The organism is Clavibacter sp. B3I6 (assembly GCF_030816895.1).
Classification (GTDB): domain Bacteria; phylum Actinomycetota; class Actinomycetes; order Actinomycetales; family Microbacteriaceae; genus Clavibacter.
Genome location: NZ_JAUSYL010000001.1, coordinates 3,024,482 through 3,036,996 on the forward strand (window position 1 = coordinate 3,024,482; position 12,515 = coordinate 3,036,996).

Genomic DNA, 12,515 nt, shown 5'->3' on the forward strand with positions numbered 1-12,515 from the left:
GCGGGGAGCCGGATCCGGGAGGGCGGCAGCCCCGGCGGCTAGCGTGATCCCATGCAGATCGAGCACCGCTACGCCCTGTCCGTCGAGTGGACGGGCGACCGCGGATCCGGCACGTCCGACCACCGGTCCTACGGCCGCGACCACGTCGTCCGCATCGACGGCAAGCCCGACCTGCTGGGCTCCGCGGATCGTCCCTTCCGGGGCGACGTCGACCGGTGGAACCCCGAGGACGCCCTCATCTCCGCGCTCGCCCAGTGCCACCTGCTCAGCTACCTGCACGCCGCCGCGACGGCCGGGGTCGTCGTCGTCGCGTACCGCGACGAGGCTACCGGCACGATGCGGCAGACGGACGGCGGCGGCGGGCACTTCGTCGAGGTCACGCTGCGACCCGTGGTCACGGTGCGCGATCCGGCCCAGGTCGAGCTCGCCACGTCGCTGCACGCGGGCGCCGCCGAACGCTGCTTCATCGCGTCCTCGGTCGCCTTCCCCGTGCACCACGAGCCGCGCACCGTCGTCGCGGAGGCCGCCGGCTCCTGATCCCCCGGCCGGCCGAGCGACCCAGCGGCCGAGCGGCCGGGCCGCCGATCGACCCGCTCCGGCATGCACCGCCACCCCCGCATCCGACCCCCTCCGCCGTCCCCTGTCAGCCGCTCCCCGGCCGCGTCGGGCAGACTGTCCGGGTCCCTCCTCCATACCTGGTGCGTCCGCCGCGCCGATGAAAGCGATGAACGTGAAGCGACGCATCCCCCTCACCCTGGCCGCGGCCGCGATCCTGGCGCTGTCCGCCTGCTCCAGCGGCGGCACGTCCGACGCGGATCCGTCGGCGAGCCCGACGGCCGGCGCGCGCACCGCGGGCGCCTCCTGCATCGACACGGCGGCGGGCGACGCGTCCAAGTCGGTCGAGGTCTCCGGCGACTTCGGGTCCGCCCCCGAGGTCACGGTCGACGGCCCGCTCACGGTCGACACGACCGAGCGCACGATCGTCACGGAGGGCGACGGCGAGGAGGTCGGTGCAGGCGAGACCGCCAACATCGCGCTCGCGGCCTACAACGGCACGTCCGGCGCAGCGCTCGACCAGCTCGCCTACAACCCCGACCAGCCGCTCGCGGCGAAGATGGACGACGCGTCGTTCCTCCCGGGCGTGGTGCGGGCCGTCGAGTGCACCACCGTCGGATCCCGCGTCGTCGCGGTCGTGCCGGCCGCCGACGGCTTCGTGCCCGACCAGGCGTCCCAGCTCGGTCTCGGCGCGACCGACCCCGTGGTCATCGTCGTCGACGTGCTCAGCAAGGCCGCGACGCCCCTGGACCGCGCCGACGGCGCGGACCAGCCCGCGCCCGAGGGCTTCCCCGAGGTCGCCCTCGCGGACGACGGCGCCCCCACCATCACCATCCCGGACGCCGACCCGCCGACGGAGACGAGGATCGCGAACCTGAAGGTCGGGGACGGCGAGGAGGTCCCCGACGGCGCCAGCGTCACGGTGCACTACACCGGCATCAACTGGAACACGAAGAAGGTCTTCGACTCGAGCTGGGAGCGCGGCGAGCCGGCCACGTTCGTCACCTCGCAGGTCATCCCCGGCTTCACCAAGGCGCTCGTCGGCCAGAAGGTCGGCTCGCAGGTCATCGCGATCATCCCGCCCGCGGACGGCTACGGCGAGGCGGGCTCCGGCGAGGACATCGGCGGCACCGACACCATCGTGTTCGTCGTCGACATCCTCGGCACCTCGGCTCCCGCGGGCCAGTAGGGATCGCCGTGCGCCGCGTCATCGTCCTCGGATCCACGGGCTCCATCGGCGTGCAGGCCCTCGAGGTCATCGCGCGCCATCCGGAGCGGTTCGAGGTGGTCGGGCTCGGCGCCGGCAGCAAGCGGGAGGCGCTCGCCGAGCAGGCGAGGATCGCGGGCGTCGAGCACACGGCGCTCGGCGCGGACGAGGCCGAGCAGCTCATCCGCTCGGTCGACGCCGACGTGGTGCTCAACGGGATCACCGGATCCGTGGGGCTCGGCCCCACGCTCGCCGCGCTGGAGGAGGGCCGCACCCTCGCCCTCGCCAATAAGGAGTCGCTCATCGTGGGCGGCGAGCTCGTCCGGTCCATCGCGAGGCCGGGCCAGCTCGTGCCCGTCGACTCGGAGCACTCCGCCATCGCGCAGGCCCTGCGCGGCGGCACCGCCGAGGAGGTCCGGCGCCTCGTGGTCACGGCTTCCGGCGGGCCCTTCCGCGGGCGCACGCGCGCGGAGCTGGCCCACGTGACGCCTCGCGAGGCGCTCGCGCACCCCACGTGGGACATGGGCCTCGTCATCACGACGAACTCCTCGACCCTCGTCAACAAGGGCCTCGAGGTCATCGAGGCGCACCTGCTCTTCGACGTGCCCTACGACCGGATCGACGTGGTCGTGCACCCGCAGTCGCTCGTCCACTCGATGGTCGAGTTCATCGACGGGTCCACGCTCGCGCAGGCGTCGCCGCCGGACATGCGGCTGCCCATCGCGCTGGGGCTCGACTGGCCGCACCGGATGCCGGACGTCGGCGTCCCCATCGACTGGACCCGGGCCGCGACCTGGACCTTCGAGCCGCTCGACGACGCGGCCTTCCCCGCCGTCCTCCTCGCCAAGGAGGTGGGGCGGGCCGGATCCACGTTCCCGGCCGTCTACAACGCCGCGAACGAGCAGGCGGTGCACGCGTTCCACGCGGGACGCGCCGGCTTCCTCGACATCGTCGACACCATCCGCCGCGTCGTGGACGCGCATGAGCCGGCATCCGGCGCGCTCACGCGCGAGTCCCTGGCCGAGGCGGAGCGCTGGGCGCGCGCCGAGGCCGACCGCGTGCTGGGGGTCTGACCCGGCCGCTCGGTCCGCAGCCCGGAGGTCGCGCCGCAGCCGTCGACGCTGCGCGCCGACCGGCCACCGGACGAGGAGGCGGCTCAGCCGTTCCCGGCTCAGCCGTTCCCGTTGCCGTTCCCCGCGTTGCCGGCTCCGCCGTTCCCCTTCCCGTTCCCGTTGCCGTTGCCGGCCCCGCCGTTCCCGTTCCCGCCGCCGTTCCCCGGCTCGCCTTCCTCGCCGTCGTCGCCTCCGGGCGTCGGGCTGGGGGTCGGGCTGGGCGAGGGCGTCGCGGTGCGCGTCGGCGTTGGGGTCGGCGGGGGCGAGGGCGTCGCGGTGCGCGTGGGAGCCGGCGTCGGCGAGGCGCTCTCGGACGGCGCGGGCGTCGGCGTCGGCGTCGACCCGGCGGCGTCGCGCGCGGCCTCGAGCTGCGCGCGCACCGCGTCGATGCGCGCGATGACCTCGTCCCGGCGCGCCTGGTCGATGGACCCGTCGGCGAGGTCGGCCTCGACGGCGGTCCGCAGCTCCTCGAGCTGCGCGAGCGCCTTGGCGTAGTCACCGTCGGCGGACGACTGCGTCACCGACAGGGTGCGCTGCTGCAGGTCGTCGAGCGCGCTCTCCTCCGGGGTGGACGGGCCCGCGCAGCCGGCGAGCAGCAGGAGGGCCGCGGCGGTGGTCGCGAGGCCGACGGCGGCGCGGCCGCGGAGCGTGCGGCGCGCGGGGGAGCCGGGCTCGCGTCGGGGGGATGTGCGGATCACGGGGCGTCCTCCACGCTCTTCTGCAGCTCCTCGAGGCTGGCGCCGAGGGGGCCGGGCACGGCCGGGTACGCGGTGTCGCGGTCCATCGACGTGACGGTCACGACGCCGACGACGGCGGCAGCCGCGATGAGCACCGAGACGACCGCGATGCTGAGCGCGCGGCGCCCGCGTCGCGTGGCCGGGGGACGGTCCGGGTCCGTCGACGGTCGCCCGGCGGGCGCGACGGGCGCGCTGCGCGAGGTGGGGTCGTCCGCCCGGCCGGTCGACATCGCGGGCGCCGCGCTGAACCGCTCCGTCCGGGCGTCGGGATCCGCGAACGGAGCGGCGGTGGCGCCCGCGAGCCCGGCAGCGGCTGCCCCGGCTGCCCCGACGCCGGCGGCCTCGGCCACGGGCATCACGCGCGTCGACGCGGCGGTCGGCTCGTCCACGCTCGACAGGGGCGCGCGTCCGGTCCGCAGCTCCGCGGCGACCTCGCGCGCGGTGGGACGCGCGGCGGGGTCGCGGCGCGTCATGCGGGTGAGGAGGTCCACCCAGGCCGCGCCGAGGCGGGCGGGGATGTCGGGGTCCCGGACGACGCGCGCCATGGTCGACTCGGCGGCCGTGCCCGGGAAGGTGCGGCGGCCGGTGAGGCACTCGAGGAGCACCAGGCCGAGCGCGTAGACGTCGGTCGGCGCGCCCACGGACTCGCCGAGGGCCTGCTCGGGGCTGAGGTAGCTGACCGTGCCGATGATCGACCCGGTGGAGGTGAGGCGCGTGCCGTCCACGAGGCGCGCGATGCCGAAGTCGGTGAGCTTCGCCGCGGCGGGCTCGTCGTCCTCGGGGCGCGCGAGCAGCACGTTGGCGGGCTTCACGTCGCGGTGCACGACGCCGCGGCGGTGGATGTAGCCGAGCGCGTCCGCGAGGATCCCGCCGATGCGCGCGACCTCGGGCCCGGGCAGCGGCCCCTCCTTCATGCGGTCGGCGAGGGTGGTGCCGTCGACGATCTCCATCACGATGAACGCGAGCACGCGGTCGGCGACGACGTCGTCGCCCACGTCGAAGAGCGTCACGAGGCCCGGGTGGCTGAGGCCCGCGAGCATGCGCACCTCGCCCTCCTGGCGCTCGACCTCGGCCGGATCGGCGGAGTCGGTGGCGAAGACCTTGACGGCGACCTCGCGGCCGAGCGTCTCGTCGACGGCGCGGTGCACGGTGGCCATGCCGCCGCGCCCGAGCAGGCCGCTGATGCGGTACCGGCCGGCCAGCAGCGTGCCGGCGAGGCCGTCGGACCGTTCTCCGGGCATGGGTGCACCTCTCGTCACGGGATCACCAGCCTAGCCGGGGTCGTGCGCCGGGCTCCGGCCGCGCCGTCCGTCCGCGCAGCTCGGCGGCCCCGCGCGATCCCCGCGATCCGCGCCACGGCGGCGTCCCCCCAGGGTGCGCGAGGTAGCCTCCTTCACCATGGACGGCGTCTTCCTCTACATCCTCGGGGTGCTCATCATCGTGGTCGGCGTCGCCGTGTCCATCGGCCTCCACGAGGTCGGGCACCTGGTGCCCGCGAAGGCCTTCGGCGTGCGCGTCACGCAGTACATGATCGGCTTCGGGCCGACGATCCTCAGCCGCCGGAAGGGCGAGACCGAGTACGGCGTGAAGGCGATCCCGCTCGGCGGCTACATCTCCATGATCGGGATGTTCCCTCCGCAGAGCTCGCGCGCCGGCACGAGCAGCACGGGCATCGCGCAGCTGGTCGGCCCGGACGCGCGCCGCGGGTCCGCCCCCGACGCCGAGACCGCCCCCGGCGCCGCATCCCCGGCCACCCCCGACGCCGACGACCGCGCCGGCCGCGGCTTCTTCGACCTCCTCGTGCAGGACGCCCGCCAGGCCAGCGCCGAGAGCGTCGGCGACGAGGATCACCGCGCCTTCTACCGGCTGTCCGTGCCGAAGCGCATGGTCATCATGCTCGGCGGGCCCGCGATGAACTTCCTCCTCGCGATCATCCTGTTCGCCGTGGTCCTCTGCGGCTTCGGCGTCACGACGCCCACCACCACGGTCGGCCAGGTGAACGCGTGCATCGTGCCCGCCGGATCCGCGTCCGCCGCCGACGCCGACGCGTGCCCGGACGGCGCGCCCGTCGCCCCCGGCGCCGCGGCCGGCCTCCAGCCCGGCGACACGGTCGTCAGCATCGACGGCACCCCGGTCACCGCGTGGGACCAGGTCACCGGCACCGTGCGGGTCTCCGCCGGCCGGGAGCTCGACGTGGTCGTGGAGCGCGACGGCGCCCGGCAGGCCCTGGCCATCACGCCCGTCCTCACCGAGCAGGCCGTCATCGGCCAGCGCGGCGCCCCCGAGGTCGACGAGCAGGGCCGGCCGGTCACGCGCGAGGTAGGCCTCATCGGCTTCAGCCCCACGCAGGCCGTGCAGCGGCAGCCGCTCTCCGCCGCGTTCACCACCACCGGCGAGAACATGGCGGCCGTCGGCAACCTCATCCTGAACCTCCCGCAGCGGCTCGTGGACGTCGGCCGCGCGGCCTTCGGCGGCGGGGAGCGCGACCCCAACGGCCCCATGAGCGTCGTGGGCGTCGGCCGCGTCGCCGGCGAGATCGCGAGCCTCGACGAGACGCCCGTGGCCTCGCGCGCCTCGGCCATGATCGGGCTGGTCGCGTCGCTCAACGTGGCCCTCGGCATGATCAACCTCCTGCCGCTCCTGCCGCTCGACGGCGGGCACGTGCTCGGCGCCGTCGTGGAGGGCGTCCGCCGCTTCCTGGCCAAGGCGTTCGGCCGCCGCGACCCGGGTCCCGTCGACGTCGCGAAGCTCATGCCGCTGACGTTCGTGGTCGTGATCCTCTTCGGCGCCATGAGCGCGCTGCTGATCTTCGCCGACCTCGTGAACCCCGTCCGCCTCACCTGACCCGCCGCCCGGCGGCGACCGGGCCTCCGCGCCCCCGACGCACCGGGCGCGCAGGAATCGGACGTAGGCTCTGATGCGTGCCAGCAGTCAATCTCGGAATGCCGAAGGTCCCTGAGGTCCTCGCGCCCCGTCGGAAGACCCGTCAGATCAGCGTCGGCAAGGTGAAGGTCGGCGGCGACGCGCAGGTCAGCGTCCAGTCGATGACGACCACGCAGACGACCAACATCAACGCCACGCTCCAGCAGATCGCCGAGCTCACGGCCACCGGCTGCGACATCGTGCGCGTCGCGGTGCCGCACCAGGACGACGCGGACGTGCTGCACATCCTGGCGAAGAAGAGCCAGATCCCGATCATCGCGGACATCCACTTCCAGCCCCGCTACGTCTTCACGGCCATCGACGCCGGCGTCGGCGCGGTGCGCGTGAACCCCGGCAACATCCGGAAGTTCGACGACCAGGTCGGCGCCATCGCGAAGGCCGCCAAGGCCGCGGGCACCTCCATCCGCATCGGCGTCAACGCCGGGTCGCTCCACCCGAGCCTCCTGCAGAAGTACGGCAAGGCCACCCCCGAGGCGCTCGTCGAGTCCGCCGTGTGGGAGGCGAGCCTCTTCGAGGAGCACGACTTCCACGACTTCAAGATCTCGGTCAAGCACAACGACCCCGTCATCATGGTGAAGGCCTACCGCCTGCTCGCCGAGCGCGGCGACTGGCCCCTGCACCTCGGCGTCACCGAGGCCGGCCCCGCGTTCCAGGGCACGATCAAGAGCGCCACGGCGTTCGGCATCCTGCTGTCCGAGGGCATCGGCGACACCATCCGCGTCTCCCTCTCCGCGCCCCCCGCGGAGGAGGTGAAGGTGGGCCTGCAGATCCTGCAGTCGCTCAACCTCCGCGAGCGGAAGCTCGAGATCGTCTCCTGCCCGAGCTGCGGCCGCGCCCAGGTCGACGTCTACTCGCTGGCCGAGCAGGTCACCGAGGGCCTCAAGCACGTCAACGTGCCGCTGCGCGTCGCCGTCATGGGGTGCGTCGTGAACGGGCCCGGCGAGGCGCGCGAGGCCGAGCTCGGCGTCGCGTCCGGCAACGGCCGCGGGCAGATCTTCGTCAAGGGCGAGGTCATCAAGACCGTGCCCGAGTCCGAGATCGTCCAGACCCTCATCGAGGAGGCCAACCGCCTCGCCGCCGAGATGCCCGCCGGATCCATCGGCAGCCCCGAGATCCTGGTCTGACCCTCCCCTCCCCACCCGCCTGCACCGGCGGCGTGCGTCCGCGCGCGCTGTCTGCGCGTAGGCTCTGCTAGTCGTCCGCCCGGCGGACCGCCCCACGAACTGAGGATGCTGTTGAACGGTAACGCCACTTTCCGGCATCGGAACACCTCCCTGCTGGGGCTCGCCAGCGTCCTCGCCCCGCACACGGTCACCTCCGCCGAGATCGACGACCGGCTGAAGCCCGTGCTCGCGCGCCTCCGCCTCCCCACGGGCCTCCTGCAGCGCGTCGCGGGCGTGCTGGAGCGGCGCAACTGGGACGCCGGCATGTCGTTCGACGCGGCCGCCACCCAGGCGGGCCGGAAGGCGCTCGCGCAGGCGGGCGTGGACGCGTCGCAGATCGGCCTGCTCATCAACACGTCGGTCACGCGCGCGCACCTCGAGCCGAGCGTCGCGGTGAGCATCCACAACGGCCTCGGGCTGCCGTCCTCGGCGCTCAACTTCGACATCGCGAACGCGTGCCTCGGCTTCGTGAACGCGATGACGCTCGCCGGCCACCTCATCGACTCGGGCCAGATCGACTACGCGATGATCGTCGACGGCGAGGACGCCGGCGAGATCCGCCACAACACGGTCGCGCGCCTGCTCCGCCCGGAGACGACCCGCGCGGACTTCCTCAGCGAGTTCCCGAGCCTCACGCTCGGCGCGGGCGCCGCGGCGGCCGTGCTCGGGCGCACGAGCGACCACCCCGAGGGGCACCGGATCCTCGGCGGCGTCACGCGCGCGGCCACCCAGCACCACGAGCTGTGCATCGGCGACGTCGACGGCATGTTCACCGACACGAAGGAGCTCCTCCGCGGCGGCATGGAGCTGGTCGTCGACGCGTGGAAGGAGGCCGCCCAGGACGACTGGGACTGGTCGGACATGGACCGCTACATCCTCCACCAGGTGTCGGACGTGCACACGAACGCCATCGTCAAGGCCGCGAAGCTCGACAAGTCGCGCGTGCCGCTGACCTACCCGCGCTACGGCAACGTCGGTCCCGCGAGCATCCCGATCACGCTCGCCGACCAGGCGGACAGCCTCAGCCGCGGCGACCGCGTGCTCTGCATGGGCGTGGGCTCCGGCCTCAACACGGCCATGACCGAGATCCTCTGGTAGCCGCGCCGTGACGCGCGAGGGCCGCACCAGCGCGGCGACCGTCCCCGTGCCCGGCCCCGACGGGCGACCGCTGCCCGGCCTCGACCCCGCCTGGTCGCGCGTCGTGCGCGCCGGCGGCCACGGCTGGCACGTGCTCGACACGGGGGAGCGGCTCGCCACCACGGGCGCGCCCGTCGCCGGCACGGTCCTCTGCGTGCACGGCAACCCGACCTGGTCCTACCTGTGGCGGCGCATCGCGGCGGAGTCGCTCGCGCGCGCCGAGCGGGACCCGTCGCGGCCGGCCTGGCGCGTGGTCGCCGTCGACCAGCTCGACATGGGGTTCTCCGAGCGCACCGGCGTCGCGCGCACGCTGCCGACGCGGCTCGACGACCTGCAGGCCCTCACCGACGAGCTGGGGCTGTCCGGATCCGGCGCCGCCGGTCCCGTCGTCACGCTCGGCCACGACTGGGGCGGCGTGGTCAGCCTCGGCTGGGCGCTCCGCAACCGCGACGTGGTCGCCGGCGTCATGGCCCTCAACACGGCCGTGCACCAGGAGGAGGGCGTGCCCATCCCGTGGCCGCTGCGCCTCGCGCTCGCCACGGGGATCCACGACGCCGCCACGCGCGGCACCCCGGGCTTCCTCGCCACCACGCTCGCCCTCGCGCACCCGCCGCTCGACCCCGCCGTGCGCCGCGCGTACGCCGCGCCGTACGCGGGCGCGGACCGCCGCGACGGGATCCGCGGCTTCGTCGCCGACATCCCCGTCGGCCCCGCGCACCCCAGCCACGTGACGCTCGTCTCCATCGCGGAGGGCCTCCGCGACCTCGACCTGCCGGCCCTGTTCGTCTGGGGCCCGCGCGACCCGATCTTCTCCGACGTCTACCTCTCCGACCTCCTCGAGCGCCTGCCGCACGCGGACGTCCACCGCGTCGAGGGGGCCGGTCACCTCGTCGCCGAGGATCACGACTACGCGGCGACCGCGCTCGACTGGCTCGCCGACCGCGTGCTGCCCGGATCCGCCCGGGTCGCCGTGCGCGCCCCGGTCGCCGCCGAGGCCGATCCCGTGCGCCCGCTCGGCGCCCTGCTCGAGGAGCACCGCGACAGCGACGCCCCCGTCCTCGTCGAGATGGCGCCGCGCGGCGGCGGCGGACCCCGCACCGTCTCCTGGCGCCTGCTCTCCCGCCGGGTCCGCGAGATCGCCGCGGGCCTGCACGCCCGCGGCCTCCGCGCGGGCGACCGCGTCTCGCTCCTCGTGCCGCCCGGCGCGGACCTCACGGCCCTCCTCTACGCGTGCCTCCGCATCGGCGCGATCGTCGTGGTCGCCGACGCGGGCCTCGGCGTGAAGGGCCTGGGACGCGCGGTCGCCGGATCCCGCCCGGACATGGTCGTCGGCATCCCCGCCGGCCTCGCCCTCGCGCGCGCCCTCGGCTGGCCGGGGGAGCGGATCTCCGTCACGACCCTCGCGCCGCCCGTCGCCCGCGCGCTCGGCGTCGCCGCGAGCCTGCCGGAGATCGCCCGCGACGGCCGCGCGCAGGTCCTGCCCGCCGAGCCGTCCGCGGACGACGACGCCGCGATCCTCTTCACCTCGGGATCCACCGGCCCCGCCAAGGGCGTCGTCTACACGCACCGGCAGCTGGCCGCCCTCCGCGACACCCTCGGCGCCCGCTTCGACGTGGGGGTCGGCACGGGCCTCGTCGCCGGGTTCGCGCCGTTCGCGCTGCTCGGCCCGGCGCTCGGCGCCACGAGCGTCACGCCCGACATGGACGTGACCCGCCCGCGCGATCTCACGGCCTCCGCGCTGGCCGCCGCCGCCCGCGCCGCGGACGCGACGGTCGTCTTCGCGTCGCCCGCCGCGCTCGCCAACGTCGTCGCCACCGCGGACGCGCTCACGGCCGACGACCGCGACGCCCTCGGCCGCGTCCGGTCGCTGCTGTCCGCCGGCGCGCCGCTCTCGGAGGCGCTGCTCACGCGCGCCGCCGCGCTCGTGCCGGCCGCCTCGATCCACACGCCCTACGGCATGACCGAGGGCCTGCTGCTCACCGACGTGACCCTCGACGGGATCCGCGCCGCCGTCCTCCGCGGCGACGCGGGCGTCTGCGTCGGCGCGCCCGTCGACCCCGTGGCGATCCGCATCAGCCCGCTCGACGCCGACGGCGCCGCGACGGGGGCGCTCACGACCGAGCAGGGCGTCACGGGCGAGATCGTCGTCGCCGCGCCCCACGTCCACGACCGGTACGACCGCCTGCACGTCACCGACCGCGCCGCTCGCCGCGACTCCGCCGACGGGATCCGCCGCCACCGCACGGGCGACGTCGGCCACCTCGACGCGACCGGCGCCCTCTGGATCGAGGGCCGCCTGCCGCACGTGATCACCACGGCCGACGGCGTCCTCACGCCCGTCGGCCCCGAGCAGCGCGCCGAGTCCGCGCCGGGGGTCGGCCGCGCGGCCGCCGTCGGCGTCGGCCCCGCGGGCGTCCGGCAGCTCGTCCTCGTCGTCGAGACCGTGCCGGCCGCGCGCCGGGTCGGCCTCGCGGAGGAGGCGCTCGCGGCGGCCGTGCGCGCGGCCGTGGACCTCCCGGTCGCGGCGGTGCTCGTCGTCCCCGTCCTGCCCACCGACGTCCGCCACAACTCGAAGATCGACCGGGCGCGCCTCGGCCGCTGGGCCGCGGGCATCCTCTCGGGCGGACGCGTGAGCGCGCCGTGATCGTGCTCGTCACGGGCGCGAGCGGCATGCTCGGGCGCGCCGTCGCCGAGCGCCTCGCCGTCGCGGGGCACGCCGTCCGCACCTTCCAGCGCCAGCCCTCCGGCCTCGCGTCGAGCGGCACCGCGCCCGTGCCCGGGGCGGTCGTCGACCTCCGCGGCAGCGTCGTGGATCCCGTCGCCGTGGCCCGCGCGGTCGCGGGCGTCGACGCGGTCGTGCACCTCGCCGCCAAGGTCTCCCTCGCCGGGGACCCGGCCGACTTCCGCGCCGTGAACGTGGCGGGCACGCGCGCGCTCCTCGACGCCGCACGTGCGACCGGCGCCACGCGGTTCGTCCACGTCTCCTCGCCGTCCGTCGCGCACACCGGCCTCTCGATCACGGGGGACGGCGCCGGCCCCGCGGATCCCGTCCGCGCGCGCGGCGACTACGCCCGCACGAAGGCGGAGGGCGAGCTGCTCGCCCTCGCGGAGGACTCGCCCGGCATGCGCGTCCTCGCGGTCCGCCCGCACCTCGTCTGGGGCCCGGGCGACACGCAGCTCGTCGCCCGCATCGTCGACCGCGCCGCCCGCGGCCGCCTCCCGCTGCTCGGGCACGGCGCGGCGCTCATCGACACGGTCTACCGCGACAACGCGGCCGACGCGATCGTCGCCGCCCTCGACGCCGCCGACACCGCGCACGGCCGCGCCTACGTCGTCACCAACGGCGAGCCGCGTCCGGTCGCCGAGCTGCTCGCCGGCATGTGCCGCGCCGCCGGCGTCCCCGCGCCCCGCCTCCGCGTCCCCGCCGCCCTCGCCCGCGCCGCCGGGGGAGCCGTGGAGCGCGTCTGGGCCGTGCGCCCCGGATCCGACGAGCCGCCCATGACCCGCTTCCTCGCCGAGCAGCTCTCCACCGCGCACTGGTTCGACCAGCGAGAGACCCGCCGTGCGCTCGGCTGGACCCCCGCGGTGTCCCTCGACGAGGGCTTCGAGCGCCTGCGCCTCTCCTACGCGACCGGCGTCGGCGCCCGCCGCTGAATTGCGG

10 protein-coding genes are annotated in these 12,515 nt (G+C 75.5%); 8 read left to right on the forward strand and 2 right to left on the reverse strand.

Going from position 1 to position 12,515, the window contains the following annotated elements; genetic code table 11:
* Window positions 1-51 precede the first annotated feature (51 nt).
* The 3 genes from QFZ62_RS14615 (at window position 52) to QFZ62_RS14625 (ending at window position 2,835) form a co-directional block, all read left to right on the forward strand.
* On the forward strand, window positions 52-537 hold the full coding sequence (locus QFZ62_RS14615; RefSeq protein ID WP_307507163.1) for an OsmC family protein: 486 nt from the start codon (window positions 52-54) through the stop codon (window positions 535-537).
* A gap of 187 nt (window positions 538-724) precedes the next feature.
* The gene (locus QFZ62_RS14620) at window positions 725-1,744 is read left to right on the forward strand and encodes an FKBP-type peptidyl-prolyl cis-trans isomerase (protein WP_307507165.1); all 1,020 of its coding nucleotides are present in this window, start codon (window positions 725-727) and stop codon (window positions 1,742-1,744) included.
* Window positions 1,745-1,752: 8 nt separating this feature from the next.
* Window positions 1,753-2,835 (forward strand): 1-deoxy-D-xylulose-5-phosphate reductoisomerase, encoded by a 1,083-nt coding sequence (locus QFZ62_RS14625; protein WP_307507167.1) that lies wholly within the window; start codon window positions 1,753-1,755, stop codon window positions 2,833-2,835.
* Between the two features lie 98 nt (window positions 2,836-2,933).
* Here QFZ62_RS14625 and QFZ62_RS14630 read toward each other — a convergent pair whose 3' ends face one another.
* Together QFZ62_RS14630 and QFZ62_RS14635 are read right to left on the reverse strand one after the other, a co-directional pair.
* Window positions 2,934-3,572 (reverse strand): hypothetical protein, encoded by a 639-nt coding sequence (locus QFZ62_RS14630; protein ID WP_307507169.1) that lies wholly within the window; start codon window positions 3,570-3,572, stop codon window positions 2,934-2,936.
* Complete coding sequence (locus tag QFZ62_RS14635) at window positions 3,569-4,852, reverse strand: serine/threonine-protein kinase (RefSeq protein ID WP_307507171.1); 1,284 nt, start codon at window positions 4,850-4,852, stop codon at window positions 3,569-3,571. Before QFZ62_RS14635 ends, QFZ62_RS14630 begins: the two co-directional genes overlap by 4 nt.
* 157 nt (window positions 4,853-5,009) lie before the next feature.
* Here QFZ62_RS14635 and QFZ62_RS14640 point away from each other — a divergent pair, with 157 nt between their 5' ends.
* The 5 genes from QFZ62_RS14640 to QFZ62_RS14660 all read left to right on the forward strand — a co-directional run bounded on the left by QFZ62_RS14640 (window position 5,010) and on the right by QFZ62_RS14660 (window position 12,508).
* Complete coding sequence (locus QFZ62_RS14640) at window positions 5,010-6,455, forward strand: RIP metalloprotease (protein WP_307507173.1); 1,446 nt, start codon at window positions 5,010-5,012, stop codon at window positions 6,453-6,455.
* Window positions 6,456-6,532: 77 nt separating this feature from the next.
* Entirely contained in the window at window positions 6,533-7,678 is a 1,146-nt protein-coding gene (ispG, locus tag QFZ62_RS14645; RefSeq protein WP_307507176.1) for a flavodoxin-dependent (E)-4-hydroxy-3-methylbut-2-enyl-diphosphate synthase, read from the forward strand.
* Window positions 7,679-7,783: 105 nt separating this feature from the next.
* Window positions 7,784-8,815 (forward strand): 3-oxoacyl-ACP synthase III, encoded by a 1,032-nt coding sequence (locus QFZ62_RS14650; RefSeq protein ID WP_307507179.1) that lies wholly within the window; start codon window positions 7,784-7,786, stop codon window positions 8,813-8,815.
* Window positions 8,816-8,822: 7 nt separating this feature from the next.
* Window positions 8,823-11,498: an alpha/beta fold hydrolase gene (locus QFZ62_RS14655; RefSeq protein WP_307507181.1), complete on the forward strand. Its 2,676-nt coding sequence runs from the start codon at window positions 8,823-8,825 to the stop codon at window positions 11,496-11,498.
* Entirely contained in the window at window positions 11,495-12,508 is a 1,014-nt protein-coding gene (locus QFZ62_RS14660) for an NAD(P)-dependent oxidoreductase (protein ID WP_307507183.1), read from the forward strand. The genes QFZ62_RS14655 and QFZ62_RS14660 overlap by 4 nt, the downstream gene beginning before the upstream one ends.
* Window positions 12,509-12,515: the final 7 nt, after the last annotated feature.

Excerpts from the sequence above, each read along its gene's own strand:
- QFZ62_RS14615 (WP_307507163.1), top strand. The coding sequence starts at position 52 with ATGCAGATCGAGCACCGCTACGCCCTGTCCGTCGAGTGGACGGGCGAC.
- QFZ62_RS14620 (WP_307507165.1), top strand. The coding sequence starts at position 725 with ATGAACGTGAAGCGACGCATCCCCCTCACCCTGGCCGCGGCCGCGATC.
- QFZ62_RS14635 (WP_307507171.1), bottom strand. The coding sequence starts at position 4,852 with ATGCCCGGAGAACGGTCCGACGGCCTCGCCGGCACGCTGCTGGCCGGC.
- QFZ62_RS14640 (WP_307507173.1), top strand. The coding sequence starts at position 5,010 with ATGGACGGCGTCTTCCTCTACATCCTCGGGGTGCTCATCATCGTGGTC.
- QFZ62_RS14650 (WP_307507179.1), top strand. The coding sequence starts at position 7,784 with ATGCTGTTGAACGGTAACGCCACTTTCCGGCATCGGAACACCTCCCTG.